Annotated in this window: 15 protein-coding genes; 1 reads left to right on the plus strand and 14 read right to left on the minus strand. The window is 38.4% G+C overall.

Annotated features, from left to right (window positions below):
* Positions 1–5: 5 nt before the first annotated feature.
* The 5 genes from rpoZ to AN964_RS15050 form a co-directional block, all read right to left on the minus strand.
* Positions 6–218, minus strand: coding sequence for a DNA-directed RNA polymerase subunit omega (rpoZ, locus tag AN964_RS15030; RefSeq protein WP_055740467.1), 213 nt, complete (start codon positions 216–218; stop codon positions 6–8).
* Between the two features lies 1 nt (position 219).
* Positions 220–831 carry a guanylate kinase gene (gene gmk / locus AN964_RS15035; protein WP_055740468.1) on the minus strand — a complete coding sequence of 204 codons (612 nt, stop codon included), beginning with the start codon at positions 829–831 and terminating at the stop codon, positions 220–222.
* Positions 832–842: 11 nt separating this feature from the next.
* Positions 843–1,106 carry an extracellular matrix/biofilm regulator RemA gene (gene remA, locus AN964_RS15040; protein ID WP_055740469.1) on the minus strand — a complete coding sequence of 88 codons (264 nt, stop codon included), beginning with the start codon at positions 1,104–1,106 and terminating at the stop codon, positions 843–845.
* Positions 1,107–1,159: 53 nt separating this feature from the next.
* Entirely contained in the window at positions 1,160–2,035 is an 876-nt protein-coding gene (locus tag AN964_RS15045) for a YicC/YloC family endoribonuclease (protein WP_055740470.1), read from the minus strand.
* 102 nt (positions 2,036–2,137) lie between these two features.
* The gene (locus tag AN964_RS15050; RefSeq protein ID WP_055740471.1) at positions 2,138–4,816 is read right to left on the minus strand and encodes a cation-translocating P-type ATPase; all 2,679 of its coding nucleotides are present in this window, start codon (positions 4,814–4,816) and stop codon (positions 2,138–2,140) included.
* A gap of 226 nt (positions 4,817–5,042) precedes the next feature.
* On the opposite strand from AN964_RS15050, the gene AN964_RS15055 reads away from it, so the two are divergent.
* Entirely contained in the window at positions 5,043–6,761 is a 1,719-nt protein-coding gene (locus AN964_RS15055; RefSeq protein WP_055740472.1) for an Rqc2 family fibronectin-binding protein, read from the plus strand.
* 27 nt (positions 6,762–6,788) lie between these two features.
* Here AN964_RS15055 and pyrE read toward each other — a convergent pair whose 3' ends face one another.
* The 9 genes from pyrE to AN964_RS15100 all read right to left on the minus strand — a co-directional run bounded on the left by pyrE (position 6,789) and on the right by AN964_RS15100 (position 17,745).
* Positions 6,789–7,415 (minus strand): orotate phosphoribosyltransferase, encoded by a 627-nt coding sequence (gene pyrE, locus AN964_RS15060; protein ID WP_055741254.1) that lies wholly within the window; start codon positions 7,413–7,415, stop codon positions 6,789–6,791.
* Positions 7,416–7,417: 2 nt separating this feature from the next.
* Entirely contained in the window at positions 7,418–8,131 is a 714-nt protein-coding gene (pyrF, locus tag AN964_RS15065; RefSeq protein WP_055740473.1) for an orotidine-5'-phosphate decarboxylase, read from the minus strand.
* Positions 8,118–9,041, minus strand: a complete 924-nt coding sequence (locus AN964_RS15070) for a dihydroorotate dehydrogenase (protein ID WP_055740474.1) — start codon at positions 9,039–9,041, stop codon at positions 8,118–8,120. Before AN964_RS15070 ends, pyrF begins: the two co-directional genes overlap by 14 nt.
* Positions 9,038–9,817: a dihydroorotate dehydrogenase electron transfer subunit gene (locus AN964_RS15075; protein ID WP_055740475.1), complete on the minus strand. Its 780-nt coding sequence runs from the start codon at positions 9,815–9,817 to the stop codon at positions 9,038–9,040. Before AN964_RS15075 ends, AN964_RS15070 begins: the two co-directional genes overlap by 4 nt.
* Entirely contained in the window at positions 9,814–13,026 is a 3,213-nt protein-coding gene (gene carB / locus AN964_RS15080) for a carbamoyl-phosphate synthase large subunit (RefSeq protein WP_055740476.1), read from the minus strand. Before carB ends, AN964_RS15075 begins: the two co-directional genes overlap by 4 nt.
* Entirely contained in the window at positions 13,019–14,110 is a 1,092-nt protein-coding gene (locus AN964_RS15085) for a carbamoyl phosphate synthase small subunit (RefSeq protein ID WP_055740477.1), read from the minus strand. The genes carB and AN964_RS15085 overlap by 8 nt, the downstream gene beginning before the upstream one ends.
* A complete protein-coding gene (pyrC, locus tag AN964_RS15090; protein ID WP_055740478.1) occupies positions 14,107–15,393 on the minus strand; it encodes a dihydroorotase in 1,287 nt (428 codons plus the stop codon). Before pyrC ends, AN964_RS15085 begins: the two co-directional genes overlap by 4 nt.
* A gap of 1 nt (position 15,394) precedes the next feature.
* Positions 15,395–16,288 carry an aspartate carbamoyltransferase catalytic subunit gene (locus tag AN964_RS15095; protein ID WP_055740479.1) on the minus strand — a complete coding sequence of 298 codons (894 nt, stop codon included), beginning with the start codon at positions 16,286–16,288 and terminating at the stop codon, positions 15,395–15,397.
* A gap of 143 nt (positions 16,289–16,431) precedes the next feature.
* Positions 16,432–17,745: a solute carrier family 23 protein gene (locus AN964_RS15100; RefSeq protein WP_055740480.1), complete on the minus strand. Its 1,314-nt coding sequence runs from the start codon at positions 17,743–17,745 to the stop codon at positions 16,432–16,434.
* Positions 17,746–17,823: the final 78 nt, after the last annotated feature.

Raw genomic sequence — 17,823 nt, forward strand, 5'->3', positions numbered from 1 at the left:
CCGGCTTATCCTTGAACGTTTTCGTCATCTGTTTTAATGACTAATTTTTTTGCATAAATTTCTTCTAACGCTTTACCGACATATTTTTGAGAAACAAAATTATTTAGTAAACCGCCGCCATCATCTTGAAGATTACGTGCTCGTTTGGCAGCAACAGTTACTAATGAATATTTTGAGTCGATAATTTTAAGCAGTTTGTCAATAGATGGATATAACATATTACTCAACCTCCAACATTTTTTGATATCTTGGCGCTACACGGGTTGTTCTACAATGCTCCGCTTGCACGATTGCTTTAATTCGATCACAGGCTGCCTCTACTTGATCATTTTCAACCACATAATCATAAAGGCTCATAAGCTCAATTTCTTTTCTTGCTTCTTTCATTCTGTTTTGAATTAACTCATCTGTTTCTGTACCTCTCGTTACAATCCTTGATTGTAACTCATTAAGGCTTGGCGGGGCAAGAAAAATAAATAATCCTTCAGGAAATTTATCTCTTACTTGTTTGGCACCTTGCACCTCAATTTCTAAGAAAACATCCTTCCCAGCTTCTAATGTTTCTTTTACATAATCTACAGGAGTTCCATAATAATTCCCTACATACTCTGCATACTCCAAAAGCTTATCTTGAGCGATTAGTGCCTCGAATTCTTCCCTAGTTTTAAAAAAATAATCTACTCCATCCACTTCTCCTTCGCGAGGCTTTCGCGTAGTCATAGATATAGAATATTCAAATTGGGTATCACCAGAAAATATCGCTTTTCTGACAGTTCCCTTTCCAACCCCAGATGGACCAGAAAGAACAATTAATAAGCCTTTTTCCTTCATCAAAAAAAATCCTACCCTTCTTCTCCATTGTCATCCTTATTACTTAACCGATGTGCTACCGTTTCAGGCTGTACAGCAGACAATATAACATGATCGCTGTCCATGATAATTACAGCTCTGGTCCTTCTTCCATAAGTTGCATCAATTAAATTTCCTCTGTCTCTAGCGTCTTGAACCAGGCGTTTGATTGGTGCTGATTCCGGACTTACAATGGATATCATTCGATTAGCTGATACTATATTGCCAAACCCGATATTAATAAGCTTAATAGACATAACAATCCCCCAACTACCAATAATCTATTTTGACCTTTTCATCAAGGAAATAATCACTCAATATTTTGAACCTGTTCCCGCATCTTTTCTAATATCGTTTTCATCTCTACAATTAGAGACGAAATTTTGGAATCATTGGCTTTGGAACCTATTGTGTTAACTTCTCGGTTCATTTCTTGAATCATAAAATCTAATTTTCTTCCCACCGGACCATCCAATAAAAGACTATTTTTAAATTGGAGCAGGTGACTTTCAAGTCTTGTTATTTCTTCGTTTATATCCGCTTTATCAACAAATATAGCAATTTCCGTCAATACTCTGGATTCATCAAAATGTCCAGCTGTATAGTCTTTGATTTTCTTTTCTATCCGCATTTTATACTGCTCAACGACTGCCGGAGCATATTCGGTAAGCAATTCAAGACATTTTTGAAAAAGCCCTAGCTGATGCACAATATCCTTATGAAGCTGTTCTCCTTCCACAGTCCGCATTTGCACCACATTATGTATTGCTTCTTTTACCGCAAGTAAGACAAGTTCTTCCAAGTCTTTATTTTCTTCTTCTAGCTCTTCTATTGATACAATATCATGTTGTGTTAAAAGGTCTTTCAAATCTACCTGCGAATGTAAATCATACTTATTTTTTAATTGACTAATAAATTGATAATAATCATCTAGCAAGTTCCAGTCAATATGTAACTTGCGCGTCGTTCCCCCATTCCCAGAAAGCAGGATAAAAACTTCAATACGTCCTCTATGGATATATTCATTTATTGTCTTTTTAACTTTTTCCTCTATTTTCAGTAGAGTTCTCGGGACTCGTACGTTAATTTCGGAAAAACGATGATTTACTGTTTTGATTTCAACAATAGCTTCGAAACCCTGCCGTTGTTTTTTACTTCTGCCAAACCCGGTCATGCTTAGTACCATTATTATATCACTTCCCATTCCGACTAAGGAGAAAACTAATTCATTTTGTACAAAAAAAGAAGTAACAGGATAATCCTATTACTCTTCTTAGTATAACATACATTATTCCTTTTTTCTCACGAAAAGTGATCCTGCTAACATAAATGTTGGAATGGAGCTCATTCCTAAAATCAACAACCAATCCCTTGGGATGATTGGGACAGTGTGAAATACCGGCTGCAATGATGGTATATAAATAACCCCTAGCATTAAGATTACGGAAGAAAGAACTGCTCCTACTAGATACAAATTGCCAAATGGATTCCTGGAAAAAATGGAGCGCTCACTTCTACAGTCAAATACATGAATAAGCTGAGCTAATACAAGGGTTGCAAAGGCAATGGTTTGCGCATATGCCAAGTTATCCAAATGCTGCCTGTATACTGTTATAAACGCAATGATCGTTGCAATCCCGATTAAAAATCCCCTTGAAACTACCTTCCATCCTAATCCTCTTGCAAATACACCCTCTTTTGGATGACGAGGTTTTCGTTTCATCACATTATCTTCAGGTTGATCAAGTCCAAGGGCCATTGCAGGCAGTCCATCCGTAACTAAGTTCACCCATAAAATTTGAATTGGCACCAATGGTAATGGTAAGTAAAGAATCATCGCAAATAACATAACTAAAATTTCACCGACATTTGAAGCAAGCAAGTAACGGATAAATTTGCGAATATTTTCATAAATATTCCGTCCTTCCTTGATAGCCGCTTTTATAGTGGCAAAATTGTCATCTAAAAGGATTAGGGAAGATGATTCTTTCGCTACATCCGTTCCGGTAATACCCATGGAAATACCAATATCAGCTGACTTAATGGCAGGGGCATCATTCACACCATCACCTGTCATGGCAACAATATGTCCGCGATTTTGAAGTGCCTTGACGATTTTTAATTTATGCTCAGGAGATACTCTCGCAAATACGGATACATCGTCGACTATATCTTCTAATTCATCCACATTCATATTATTGAGTGCTTGACCATCCAAAACCTTTGAATTAGTTTGCAGAATCCCAAGCTCCTTCGCAATAGCCTTTGCAGTGATTACATGATCTCCAGTAATCATAACCGTTTTAATTCCTGCTTCTTTACACTCTTTAATCGCCTGCTTCACTTCTGGTCTTGGCGGATCAATCATTCCTTGCAAACCAATAAATATTAAATCTTTTTCGGCTTCTTCTTCGCTTTGTATATCGATTTGATTATCTAAAGGCTTGAAGGCAATCGCTATATTTCTTAATGCTTTTCCAGCAAGTTCCTCAATGACTCTTTGCGTTTGTGTCATGTATTCTGAGTGAAATAATACCTGTCTTCCTTCCCAAAGAACAGATTCGCAAAGTCCAATTAATACATCAGGTGCACCTTTTGTAATGACAAATCTGCGATTATTTTTATCCCGAACAACGACACTCATCATTTTCCGATTGGAGTCAAATGGAAATTCCTTTTCGATTGTAAATTGACCTTGCAAAGATTCCCTTGTTAAACCTGCTTTCATTGCCGAAACTAATAGAGCTCCGTCAGTAGGATCACCATCAAGGTAAAAATCTTTGTCCCTAGCTTTCAGTTCTGCATGGTTGCAAAGTAATCCAAAGGTTAATAGTTGATATAAGCTTTTTTCATTTTGAGGTTTTATTTCATTGTCTTTAAAGTAAAATCCACCCTCAGGATAATATCCTGTTCCTGATACACTCCATGATTTGCCTCCGCTCCAAATATGTGTCACAGTCATTTTATTTTGAGTCATTGTCCCGGTTTTATCGGAACAAATAACGGATGCACACCCAAGTGTTTCAACTGCTGGAAGCTTCCTAACAATGGCATTTTTCCTAATCATTCTTTGAACGCCAAGCGATAGGGCAACGGTTACGATTGCCGGAAGTCCTTCCGGTATTGCCGCAACTGCAAGAGATACACCAGCTAGAAACATCGAATATAGATCATGTCCGTGGACAACTCCTACCACTACCACCAATAAAGTAAGAAGCAATGCAACAACTATGAGTATTTTTCCTAATTGCTCAAGCCTTCTTTGTAAAGGGGTTTCCATTACATCTGCATTTTGAATCATATGGGCAATTTCACCCATAGCTGTTTTCATCCCGATGCCAGTGACAATACCAATTCCGTTTCCTCTAGTAACCATGGTTCCCATAAAGGCCATGTTGTTCATATCGCCAAGACCAACATCTTTTTTCGTAATTATTTCTGTATTTTTAGCTGATGGAATCGATTCTCCCGTTAAAGCAGATTCCTCAATTTCCAAATTATTAGCCTCAAAAATACGTAAATCTGCACCTATTCGATCACCAGATGAAAATCTCATAATATCTCCGACTACTACTTCACGTGACATGATTTTTGTCCAATTCCCATCACGAAGAACTGTAACTTGAGGGGCCGACATTTCCTTCAGTGCTTGTAATGATTTTTCTGCCTTTCTTTCTTGAAAATATCCCAAAAACCCATTAATTAGCACAATTGCGATAATGGCGATTGCATCAATATACTCTCCTAAAAAACCGGATACAAGCGTCGCACCAAGTAATACCAGAGTCATAAAATCCTTAAACTGACTGAAAAAAAGCAATAAGGCAGATTGCTTCTCTCCCTCGTCAAGCTCATTCCACCCAAATTGTTTTCGCTTCTTTTCTACTTCTTTTTGTGTTAATCCATGTTTAACATTTGTGTTTAAAACCTTTTCCACATCTTTTTCTTTCATTTCATGGAACATCATTCAAATCACACTCTCCCCTAACTGAACAGAAGTTGTCTTATCCGTGTTCAATAAGAATTAGAAATGCTGATGGCTCGACTCTCTTGGAGCAATGTCGGGCGTTCGGTAAGCATAATAAGGAATTGGTTTTTTCTTTTTGAACAACCTCTCCTAGCAAGCATATTCAGACTCGTCCAAAAAAATGATATAATAAGCTAATAAAATTAATGGTAGAGGAATGTTAACAATGTCTTTTGACGGATTATTCACAAGGGCAATGACTAAAGAGCTTACAGATCTATTACTTGGGGGCAGAATCAACAAAATTCATCAACCTTATAAAAACGAACTTATCATGGTTATTCGATCAGGAGGAAGAAACTACAAACTATTGCTTTCCGCACATCCGAGTCATTCACGGATTCAAATCACAGAAGAACAATATGATAACCCACCAGAGCCGCCTATGTTTTGCATGCTGTTACGAAAGCATCTCGAAGGCTATAACATTGAGAAGATTGAACAAATTGGTTTAGATCGGATCATTGTTTTCGAAATAAAGGGAAGAAATGAAATCGGTGATATTTCTTATAAAAAGTTATATGTGGAAATAATGGGAAGACATAGCAATATTATTCTTGTTGATAAAGAACGAAATATGATTCTTGATAGCATCAAGCATGTCTCCTCAAGCGTAAACAGTTACCGGGTTGTTCTGCCGGGAGCGGAATATAAACTGCCGCCTGAACAAAATAAGCAGAATCCTTTGGAATCTTCCGAAGCGGATATTCAACGTGTAATTGATTTTAATAACGGAAGATTGGATAAACAGCTTGTCCAACACTTTTCAGGAATCTCACCACTTCTTAGTTCTGAAATCATACATAGGGCAAAAATAGCAAACAGATTGACTCTGCCGGCTGCTTTTATCGATGTAATGTCTATTCTAAAAAAACATCATTATGAGCCGACTATCATAACTGGAAAAGAAAAAGAAAGCTTTTATCTTTTTCCCATTTCCTTTTTGAATGGTGAAATAAAGACATTCCCAACTTTAAGTATCATGTTGGATCATTTTTATTTTGGCAAAGCCGAACGAGACAGAGTGAAGCAGCAAGCACATGATTTAGAACGTTTTATTAAAAATGAGATTTCAAAAAATGAAACGAAGATAGATAAACTTAGGGATACCTTAAATGATGCAAAAAATGCGGATCGATTTCAATTATATGGAGAACTATTGACAGCTAATCTATATTTAGTTGCAAAAGGCATGAAGGAAATTGAGGTCGTAAATTACTATGATGCAGATGGAAAAACGGAACTTATTCCGTTAGATCCTAGAAAGACACCGTCCGAAAATGCCCAAAGTTATTTCTCAAGGTACCAGAAAGCAAAAAATGCTTTAATTGTTGTGCAGGAACAAATTGAAATAGCGGAAAAAGAAATTCTTTATTTTGAAAGCTTGTTACAGCAAATTGAATCGGCTGCTCCGAGAGACATTGAAGAAATTAGACTGGAACTGGCAGAAGAAGGCTATATGAAGCTAAAACAAAAAAGAGGGCAAAAAAATAAGCTTCCGAAAATTTCTTTAGAAAAATATTTTTCTTCGGATGACACGGAAATACTAGTCGGTAAAAATAATAAACAAAACGACTATTTAACAAATAAAGTGGCCGCAAGAGATGAAATATGGCTGCATACGAAGGATATTCCCGGGTCACATGTTGTCATTCGCAGTAAAAATCCATCAGATGATACAATTCTGGAGGCTGCAGTGATTGCTGCTTATTACAGTAAAGCGAAGGATTCCAGTTCTGTACCAGTTGATTTCACAAAAATACGCTATGTCAAAAAACCTGCAGGAGCGAAACCCGGGTTTGTAACATATGAACATCAGCAAACCGTTTTTGTTACTCCAGATAGCGAAAGGGTTATGAAAATGAAAAAAGGTCAAAAGGCATAAGTTTACGCCTTTTGACCTTTTTTATATTTAATTACTCCCCCAAGAACCTGGGTCTTTCCTCCATGCTTTTAAAGTATCCAAATCATTTTCCGTTATAATGTTTCTTTCTAACGCAACATCTAATAGTGTGGAATAGTTGGTTAAAGAATGGTGCTCTATGTTGAACTCATTTAATTGTTGTTTACCTTTTTCAAGCTCATAAGTAAAAATAGCAACTACTCCAACTACTTCGCAGCCTGCCTCGCGCAGTGCTTGGACAGCGGTAATAACACTGCCGCCTGTTGATATTAAATCCTCTACCACGACAACCCTTTGTCCTTTTTCTACCTTACCCTCTATTTGATTTCCTTTTCCGTGGCCTTTTGCTTTAGAACGTACATAACACATAGGCAGTTCCATTAAATCACTTACCCATGCGGCATGAGGAATTCCTGCAGTTGCAGTTCCAGCAATGAGATCTACATTAGGAAAATGCATGTTTATCTTTTCCGCTAATCCCTTAGCAATCTCTTTTCGCAAGTGTGGGTAAGACAATGTTAAGCGATTGTCACAGTAGATAGGGGATTTGATTCCGGAAGACCAGGTAAATGGTTCATTAGGGCTTAGGAAAACAGCTTCAATATCAAGTAATTGCTCGACTAATTTTTTATCCATCATTATTTTGCCTCCCAAGTGTTCTTTATGCTCATATAGGTCTCGTATGGATTATCCGATTTTGTAATAGATCTGCCTACAACAATGGCGCTTGATCCCAATTCACGAGCCTTTTCAGGTGTCACTACCCGCTTTTGATCATGCAGATTATCGCCGTGAAGTCTAATTCCAGGAGTTACCTTTATAAACGGATAACCAATATGCTGATCGATTATTTTCGCTTCTAATGCGGAACAGACAACTCCATCTAAGCCTGAATCAAAAGTAAGTCTTGCATAATGAAGGATTGATTCATTCAGTGAAGTATTTATTAATTGTTCTGTCTTCATTTGCTCTTCGCTTGTGCTGGTTAACTGTGTAACAGCAATTAATAGAGGGCGCTCTTTCCCATGTTCTGTACCTTCTTCTAATCCGGAAAGAGCGGCCTTCATCATATTAGCACCACCTGCAGCATGCACATTGACCATATCAACCCCTAATTTCGCCAGCCCTTTCATCGCACTGTAAACGGTATTCGGAATATCATGCAACTTTAAATCTAAAAATATCTGATGTCCTCTACTCTTTAATTGTTCTATTAAACTAGGACCTGTTTGATAGTAAAGCTCCATTCCAACCTTTACGTAAAGTGTTTCTTCTCGAAACTGGTTTAAAAAAGAGAGTGTCTCTTGTTCATTTGGGAAATCTAGAGCAATAATCGGCTTAAATGACTTCACTTTTCCAACTCCTTCCGACTATTTCAGAAATATGATCGATTTTTAATTCCGCTAATTTTTCGGGCAGTTCCTTAATTAATGTCGGACATATAAGAGGATCTACAAAATTGGCAGTTCCAATTGCCACAGCACTTGCACCGGCATAAAAATACTCTATAATATCATCCACATGTTGGATTCCGCCCATACCAATAATTGGGATATTCACTTGCTGACTTACCTCATATATCATTCGAATCGCAACAGGCTTAATGGCTGGTCCTGATAATCCACCTGTCCGATTTGCCAGTATTGGGCGACCGGTACGGATATCAATTCTCATCCCAAGTAAAGTATTAATCATCGTTAATCCATCTGCACCTGCATCCTCAACTGCTTTAGCCATTTCTACAATATTTGTCACATTTGGCGATAATTTCACATAAACGGGAACCTCAGATACATCCTTCACTTTTTTTGTTAAATCTCTAGCAACTTCTGGTATTGTACCAAAAGCAATTCCACCCGTTTTAACATTTGGACATGAAATATTCAATTCAAGTGCTTTTACATTTGGTGCCTTTGAAATTTCCTTCGCAACCTCTACATAGTCCTCTACTTGTGAACCTGCAACGTTAGCGATAATCGGAACATCGAATTGTTCCAGCCAAGGAAGTTCATTTGTCAGTACCCCTTGCAGCCCGGGATTTTGTAAACCAATTGCATTCAACATTCCCGCCGGTGTTTCAGCTACTCTTGGCGTAGCATTTCCGAATCTGGACTCATAGGTAGTCGCCTTAATCATGATAGCGCCAAGCATACTTAAATCATAAAATTGACTGTATTCTCTTCCGAACCCAAAGCATCCTGATGCAGGCATAATGGGATTTTTTAAGGAGAGACCAGGTAATTCTATTTGTAATGGATTCATATCATCACCTCTCCCATTCTGAAAACAGGTCCGTCACTGCATAATTTTTGATATTTTTTCATTGTGGGATCGTTCGCCACATGACATACACACGCTAAACAAGCTCCAATTCCGCAGCCCATTCTCTGCTCTAAAGATATATAACCTTTCTTGGTAGCAAACCTTTCTTCCAAAGCTCTTAACATCGGAAGGGGACCACATGAATATAGACATTCAAAATCTATTTTTTCTTTTTCTATTACATCCGTAACAAAACCCTTTGTACCTAAGGACCCGTCTACAGTAGCTACAAAGGTTTTCCCTAATTCAGAGAATTGATCAAGGTAAAACGATTTTTCGACAGATTCAAACCCTAGGACATGGATTACTTCTACCCCTTTGTTTCTTAACTGCAAAGATAGTTCATATAAGGGAGGGACCCCAATCCCTCCGCCTACCAACAATGCAACTTGTCCTTTTCCCAAGTCATCAATCGGAAAGCCATTCCCTAATGGCCCCATTACATTTACCTTGTCACCGCTCCTGCTTTTTGCTAATAGGGAAGTTCCATCGCCTTCTGCACGGTAAATTAAAGTGACCGTTTGCAGATCCTTCCGTATAGCCGCTATGCTGATTGGTCTTCGTAAAAGTGGTGAAACATGTTGATGTACACGGATATGAACAAATTGCCCCGGTTGTTCCATTTCCTCAACAAGATCCCCTTTTAAAGTAAGTTCATAAATATTTGAGGCAATTAATTTTTGCGAAACAATTGTCATGTCCTCTTGTCTGATCATGCAAGTACACTCTCTTTCTCTCTTTGTGCGGGAGCCATTTGCTCTGTTGAAAATGTCATCGATTCTAACACTCTTAAAATGGCTTCAGCTGTATCCAATGATGTTAGACAAGGAATTCCGTTTTCTACTGCCTCCCTGCGAATACGGAAGCCGTCACGTTCAGGCTGCTTGCCTTTTGTTAATGTATTAATCACAAGCTGCACCTTGCCAGTTTTGATCACATCAAGAAGGGTTTCCCCATCTGCGCCGATTTTATCGACAATATCCACTTTTATTCCATTTTCCTTCATAAAGTTCGCTGTTCCGCTTGTAGCAAGTAGTGTATAACCGATATTTGCAAATCGTTTTGCAAGCTCCAGGCTTTCTTCTTTATCCTTATCAGCTACCGTTAAGAGAACCGTACCATAGTTTTGAATTTTCATCCCCGCTGCAACAAGACCTTTGTATAATGCTTTTTCCAAGGTGGTATCTTTGCCCATTACTTCTCCAGTTGATTTCATTTCCGGTCCAAGTGTAATGTCTACCCTTCTAAGCTTCGCAAATGAGAATACAGGAACTTTTACAAAGACGCCTTCTTTTTCAGGAACCAAACCAGTTCCATAATCTAAGTCAGGTAATGGAATTCCTAATATGACCTTTGTAGCAAGATTAGCCATTGGTACATTTGTAATTTTACTTAAAAACGGCACTGTCCGGCTTGATCTTGGATTAACCTCTATTACATAAAGCTCATCATCTGAAATAACATATTGAATATTAAGCAATCCAATTATTTTTAAACCTCTCGCAAGCTTTGTCGTATATTCGACAATTTTTTCTTTCATTTTTAAGGAAATACTTTGTGACGGATAAACAGCTATGGAGTCTCCTGAATGGACGCCTGCCCGCTCGATATGCTCCATAATCCCCGGAATTAATACTTTTTCACCGTCTGAAATGGCATCCACCTCAATTTCCTTTCCTATTAAATATCGATCGACAAGGACTGGATGCTCAGGATTTACCTTCACTGCGTTTGTCATGTAATGTATCAATTCTGCTTCATGGTACACAATTTCCATTGCACGACCACCAAGAACATAAGATGGCCGAACTAATACTGGATATCCGATTTCACTTGCAATTTTCACTGCTTCCTCTACAGAAAATGCAGTTTTTCCTAAAGGCTGAGGAATGTTAAGCTCCATTAACGCTTGCTCAAATTTGTCACGATTCTCTGCTTGATCAAGACTTTCTAGTGATGTTCCCAGTATTTTCACACCGCGTTCTACTAATGCTTGTGCTAGATTAATAGCCGTCTGACCGCCAAATTGTACGATAACCCCTTCCGGCTTTTCTAAATCGACAATATGCATAACATCCTCAATTGTAAGAGGTTCAAAATATAATTTATCCGATATACTAAAGTCAGTGGAGACAGTTTCCGGGTTATTATTGATGATAATTGCTTCATATCCTGCCTCTTGAATGGCCCAAACAGAATGAACCGTAGCATAATCGAATTCCACTCCCTGACCGATTCTAATTGGTCCGGAACCAAGTACGACAACGCTTTTTCGATTTGTTACAATGGATTCATTTTCCTCTTCATAGGTTCCATAATAATATGGAGTTTCTGATTCAAATTCTGCTGCACATGTGTCTACCATTTTATATACAGGCAACAGCTGATTGTCTTTTCTCCATTTGTAAATATCTTTCTCCGTTGCATTCCACAATTTTGCTAGTATATAGTCGGAAAATCCAAGTCTTTTCGCTTCATGTGCTAATTCAGTATCATATGGTGCTTGCTGTAAAGTTGCTTCAAATTGAATTATCTTTTCGATTTTATTTAAGAAGAATAGATCAATTTTACACCAAGCATGAATCTCATCGATGGATACGCCTCTGCGGATAGCTTCCCCTATATAGAAAAGTCTTTCATCCCCTGCTTTTCGGATTCGTTTTTCGATCACTTCCATATCAAACTTTTCTGCATCTGGCAGTTCTAAATGATACACATTGCTCTCTAAAGAACGAATTGCTTTTAATATAGATTCTTCGAAGTTTCTGCCGATGGCCATTACTTCCCCTGTTGCCTTCATCTGTGTTCCAAGGCGGCGATTAGCAGATTCGAATTTATCAAATGGAAAGCGTGGAATCTTTGTTACTACATAATCAAGCGCAGGCTCAAAGCATGCATATGTTTTTCCGGTTACAGGATTCATAATTTCATCCAGTGTTAAACCGACTGCGATTTTTGCTGCCAGCTTTGCGATTGGATATCCAGTTGCTTTGGATGCAAGGGCAGACGATCTGCTGACACGAGGATTAACCTCAATAATGTAGTATTGGAAACTATTTGGATCTAATGCAAGCTGAACATTACAGCCTCCTTCAATTCCTAATGCTCTAATAATTTTTAAAGATACATTGCGAAGCATGTGATATTCTCGATCACTTAATGTTTGGCTTGGTGCAACTACGATGGAATCCCCTGTATGTACTCCTACAGGATCAATGTTTTCCATGTTACAAACAACAATTGCGTTGTCATTTGCATCACGCATTACTTCATATTCAATTTCTTTATATCCGGCAATACTTTTTTCTATTAAACATTGGTGCACTGGACTATTGTTTAATCCGCTATTGACAATTTCTTCTAACTCATGTTCATTTTCGCAAATACCGCCGCCTGTTCCGCCTAATGTATAAGCAGGTCTAACAATGATAGGATAGCCAATTTGCTCTACAAAGGCTTTTGCTTCCTCTAATGTGTGAACAATTTCGCTTTCTGGGACTGGTTCCTTCAAGTCATTCATAAGCTGACGGAAAAGCTCTCTGTCTTCTGCTTGCTCAATGGCGGATAGTCTTGTACCTAAAATTTCCACCTTGCATTCTTCTAAAATTCCCGCTTTATGAAGCTCCATTGCCATGTTTAATCCCGTCTGCCCCCCTAGAGTTGGCAGAATAGCATCTGGTCTTTCTTTACAGATAATTCGGCTAACGAATTCAAGTGTCAATGGTTCAATATAAACAACATCCGCAATTTCTGTATCTGTCATAATGGTTGCTGGATTGGAGTTAACAAGGATAACACGGTATCCTTCTTCTTTTAATGCCAAACAAGCTTGCGTCCCTGCGTAATCAAATTCTGCTGCTTGACCGATGATGATCGGACCGGATCCGATTACTAATATACTGTTAATATCTGTACGTTTAGGCATGTTGCTTCACACTACCTTTCCATTGATCCATTTGTTTTAAAAATTCATCAAAAAGCTCATTAGAATCTTCCGGCCCAGGTGAGGCTTCTGGGTGGTATTGAACTGTAAATGCACTGTATTTCTTATGCTTAAGCCCCTCTATCGTTTGATCATTTAAATTAATCTGGGTAATTTCCAAATCTGTATGTTGAATAGATGCTTCATCGACGGCATATCCGTGGTTTTGAGAAGTAAAGACCACTTTGCCTGTTTTTAAATCTTTAACAGGATGATTTGCACCACGATGGCCGAATTTCAATTTATAGGTGTCTGCACCGCATGCTAGAGCAAATAATTGATGCCCTAAACAAATTCCGAATAAAGGCACTTTCCCTAATAAATCGCGGACCATGTTAATAGCTTCTGGTACATCTTTTGGATCCCCAGGTCCATTGGATAGCATAACCCCATCTGGGTGAAGAGATAGAATTTCCTCAGCGGTTGTATGATATGGAACAACGGTTACATCACAATCACGATTATTTAATTCTCTTAAAATACCATGCTTCGAACCAAAATCAACTAGGACAACTTTATGTCCTCTTCCCGGACTTGGATAAGGATTCTTAGTAGATACTTGTTTTACTTGATCTATAGGAAGTTCTATTTGTTTTAAACGTTCAATAACTTCTTCCGGATTCTCCTTAGTTGAGCAAATAGCACCCTTTAATGTTCCATATTTGCGAATGATACGAGTTAGCTTACGGGTATCAATTCCTTCAATACCTGGAATGCCTTTTCGTTCTAAAAACTCATGGATACTGATATCATTACGCCAGTTTGACGGGTATGTTGCTGCTTCCTTAACGATTAAACCCTTTATAGCAGGATTAATAGATTCAAAGTCTTCTCTATTAATTCCGTAATTACCGATTAAAGGATAGGTTAACGTTACAATTTGACCGCAAAAGGAAGGATCTGTAATGGTTTCCTGGTATCCAGTCATCCCTGTTGTAAAAACAACTTCACCCACTGTTTCGATTTCACTTCCAAATGCATTTCCTACCAATACTGTTCCGTCTTCCAAAATTAATTGTCTTTTCATTCAAACGCACCTCCGTCAGACCATTTTAATTCTCCATCTACAAATGTAGCTACTGGCCATCCTTTACAATTCCAGTTTGTAAATGGCGTGTTTTTACCTTTTGATAAAAATTGTGCTGGGTCAATTGTTTTTTCATTCTGTAAATCTAGTAAAATAATATCTGCGCTTGCGCCTATCTTTAACGTTCCATATGGCAGCTTAAAGCTTTCTGCTGGTTTAATCGTTAACCAATCAACAAGCTGTTTTAATGTAAAGATCCCTTTTTCTACAAAGTTTGTATAAAGCAGCGGAAAAGCTGTTTCCAATCCAACAATTCCAAATGGTGCTGAGGCGTATCCTTTTGCTTTTTCCTCTGCTGCATGAGGAGCATGATCCGTTGCAATAAAATCAATGGTTCCATCTAATAGTCCTTCGATTAATGCTTTTTGATCCGCTTTTCCTCTCAGCGGCGGATTCATTTTATAATTTGTATCCAATGATGGAATATCTTCATCACAAAGCAATAGGTGATGCGGCGTGACCTCTGCCGTTACCTTAATCCCTGCCTTCTTTGCTTCCCTTACCACTCTGACCGATTCTTTTGTACTAATATGGCAAACATGATAATGACAGTTTGTTGATTCAGCAAGCAGCACATCTCTGGCTATTTGTACAGATTCACAGATGGAAGGAATTCCGGAAATTCCATGTTTTTTTGTAAACTCTCCTTCATGATATGCTCCTCCATAAATCAAGGAGTTATCTTCACAATGTGCAACAATGGCCATATCCTGTGCGGCTGCACGCTTCATCGCTTCATGCATGACAGAAGCGGTTTGAACGCCTACTCCATCATCTGTAAATGCAAATGCACCCGCTCTCTTTAATCCGGCAAAATCCGTAAGTTCGTCTCCAGCCTGGTTCATGGTGATCGATGCATATGGCAGAACTCGAACGTGGGCTGTTTCCTTAATACGTTTATGCAGCCATTCCATCTGTTCTGGGGTGTCAGGAACGGGCTTTGTGTTTGGCATTGGCGCAACGGTGGTAAACCCGCCTTTTGCAGCCGCTAATGTACCAGTATCAATCGTTTCTTTATGCTCTCCGCCTGGTTCACGCAAATGAATATGTAAATCTAGAAAACCGGGAGTAACTAAATAGGAGTCTGCAGAAATCTCTTTTTCTCCATGATTCTCTAAATGAGTACCGACTTCATATATTTTTCCGCTCTTAATACGAATATCTGATTTTTGCATTTCACCATTTTCTGTTAAGATCATCCCATTTTTCAATAAGTAATTCATCTTAATTTCCCCCACACTCAAGTATTTGTTTCAGTACAGCCATTCTTACAAAAACTCCATTTTCCATTTGTTTGAAAATTCTTGAGCGCTTCGCTTCCACCAATTCATCCGCTATTTCCACATTGCGGTTAACAGGTGCCGGATGCATAATAATGCTGTTGCGCTTCATACGGCTTTCTCTTTCAAGTGTTAAGCCATATTTTAAGTGGTACTCTTCTGCACTCATACTGGATGTATGATGATGTCGTTCATTTTGAATTCTTAAAAGCATTACGACATCAGACTCTTCTACAGCCCTGTCAATATTCACATAATCTCCTGTATTTAAGAAGGATTCATCAAACCATTCCTCTGGTCCAGAAAATACTACATTTGCCCCAAGCTTACTTAAAGCATCCTTATTAGACCTAGCAACACGGCTATGACTTATGTCACCGATGATGGCAACTTGCAGATCTTTAAATCCACCAAACTCTTGCTGAATCGTAAACAAATCAAGAAGAGATTGTGTTGGATGCTGTCCACAGCCATCTCCGCCATTTATAATTGGAATATTGATTTTGCCAATCAGTGAATCATAGTAACGGTCCTTTGGATGTCTTATAACCGTAATATTTGCCCCTATTACTTCAAAAAGCTTCACTGTATCATAAAGTGATTCACCCTTTGAGACACTTGAGAAATTCACATCAAAAGGAATTACCTCTATTCCTAATTTCTTCTCCGCAACATCAAAGCTGCTTTTGGTCCTGGTGCTTGGTTCATAAAACATATTGACGGCAAAGGTTTGCTGTTTTGGTATCCATATCCCGCCTTTTGAAAAATATTCGGCTTCCTTTAACAATTCTTTTATTTCTTCCATCGAAAGATCTGTAATAGATAGTAGATTCCTCACTGTTATCCCTCCTATAAAAAAACACCCTGCTTCAATCAAGAGCAGGGTGTTATACATAATGTGAATATGTTTAATAAATCGTTCCATATGCACATTAAAACACCCTTTTAAGCCTCTCTGGACTTATTTTAAAAGGTGGTTCCTTATACTGGTTCCTCTTCAAACATGTTCATATCTTCTTTTGGTCTGCCAGGTAGAATTAAATTTAAAATTACTCCTATTATTGCAGCTAATGCCATACTAGATAGCTGAATATCTTTTGTAAGCTTTAAGTATGCCCCACCAACACCTATTACTAAAATAACCGAAGATATAATTAGGTTTCGATTTAAACTAAAATCAACCTTATTGTCAACAAGCATTCTTAAACCGCTGGAAGCGATAATTCCAAAGAGAAGGATGGATACCCCACCCATAACACATGTAGGGATCGTACTTAATAGGGCACTTATTTTTCCGATGAAGCTAAAGCAGATTGCAAAAACCGCCGCCCCTCCGATTACATAAACACTGTATGCTTTTGTAATTGCTAATACCCCAATATTTTCACCATACGTTGTCGTTGGGGGAGCACCAATCAGAGATGCGATCACGATAGAAACCCCGTCACCAAGAATAGATGGGCCTAAACCAGGTTTTGCGACTAAGTCTTTACCCACAACCTTACTTAAAACTAGCTGATGACCAATGTGTTCAGATAAGGTTACGATTGCTACAGGCACCATTAAGAAAAAGATGCTCCAAGAGAATGTAGGTTTATAGGAAGCGAAAGGAAATACTAAATCCGGTAACGCGAACCAATGAGCTCTGATAACAGGTGTAAAATCTACAATTCCAGCAAAAATTGAGATAATATATCCACCCACAATACCAATTAATACAGGTATGATACGGAAAAATCCTTTTAAAAATGCGGAGCTTACTATTGTAATAGCTAATGTGCAAAGTGCGATGGCAATATGTTTAGGACTATAAATTAGATCCTGTGCCGCTGCCCCATAGTTCTTGTACATCGCCATACTACAAGCTGTTCCGGCAACTCCTAGCCCAATAACGATTATCACAGGACCAACCACCACCGGAGGTAGAAGTTTCATTAACCACTTATATCCCGCTTTCGCTATGATAAGGGCAACAATACCATACGCAATACCTGCAAGAAATGTTCCCATCATCGCGGCTCCAGGACCTCCTGCAGCTTTTGCTGTAATTAGAGGAGCGATAAATGCAAAGCTGGAGCCTAAATACGCTGGAACCTGACCTCTTGTTATTAAAATATATGCTAATGTCCCTAGACCACTTGATGCTAATGCAACAGCAGGACTTAATCCAACTAGCATTGGTACGAGTACGGTAGAACCAAACATGGCAAAAAGATGTTGGATACTTAAGCTAACCCATTTAGTAAATCCCGGTTTTTCGTGAATATCTAGTACAGTTTCTTGGTTCTTCCCCATTTTTACTCCTCCTCGAGTATTTTCTTAAGTTGAATAAAATCATGGTGATAAAAAAACCCTCTTTACAGCTGTGCAGCT

The organism is Heyndrickxia shackletonii, assembly GCF_001420715.1.
Taxonomy (GTDB): Bacteria; Bacillota; Bacilli; order Bacillales; family Bacillaceae_C; genus Margalitia; species Margalitia shackletonii.

Excerpts from the sequence above, each read along its gene's own strand:
- AN964_RS15055 (WP_055740472.1), top strand. The coding sequence starts at position 5,043 with ATGTCTTTTGACGGATTATTCACAAGGGCAATGACTAAAGAGCTTACA.
- AN964_RS15045 (WP_055740470.1), bottom strand. The coding sequence starts at position 2,035 with ATGGTACTAAGCATGACCGGGTTTGGCAGAAGTAAAAAACAACGGCAG.
- AN964_RS15070 (WP_055740474.1), bottom strand. The coding sequence starts at position 9,041 with ATGAATCCATTACAAATAGAATTACCTGGTCTCTCCTTAAAAAATCCC.
- AN964_RS15100 (WP_055740480.1), bottom strand. The coding sequence starts at position 17,745 with ATGGGGAAGAACCAAGAAACTGTACTAGATATTCACGAAAAACCGGGA.
- AN964_RS15085 (WP_055740477.1), bottom strand. The coding sequence starts at position 14,110 with ATGAAAAGACAATTAATTTTGGAAGACGGAACAGTATTGGTAGGAAAT.
- AN964_RS15050 (WP_055740471.1), bottom strand. The coding sequence starts at position 4,816 with ATGATGTTCCATGAAATGAAAGAAAAAGATGTGGAAAAGGTTTTAAAC.
- rpoZ (WP_055740467.1), bottom strand. The coding sequence starts at position 218 with ATGTTATATCCATCTATTGACAAACTGCTTAAAATTATCGACTCAAAA.
- gmk (WP_055740468.1), bottom strand. The coding sequence starts at position 831 with ATGAAGGAAAAAGGCTTATTAATTGTTCTTTCTGGTCCATCTGGGGTT.
- pyrC (WP_055740478.1), bottom strand. The coding sequence starts at position 15,393 with ATGAATTACTTATTGAAAAATGGGATGATCTTAACAGAAAATGGTGAA.
- carB (WP_055740476.1), bottom strand. The coding sequence starts at position 13,026 with ATGCCTAAACGTACAGATATTAACAGTATATTAGTAATCGGATCCGGT.
- pyrE (WP_055741254.1), bottom strand. The coding sequence starts at position 7,415 with ATGGATAAAAAATTAGTCGAGCAATTACTTGATATTGAAGCTGTTTTC.
- remA (WP_055740469.1), bottom strand. The coding sequence starts at position 1,106 with ATGTCTATTAAGCTTATTAATATCGGGTTTGGCAATATAGTATCAGCT.
- AN964_RS15075 (WP_055740475.1), bottom strand. The coding sequence starts at position 9,817 with ATGATCAGACAAGAGGACATGACAATTGTTTCGCAAAAATTAATTGCC.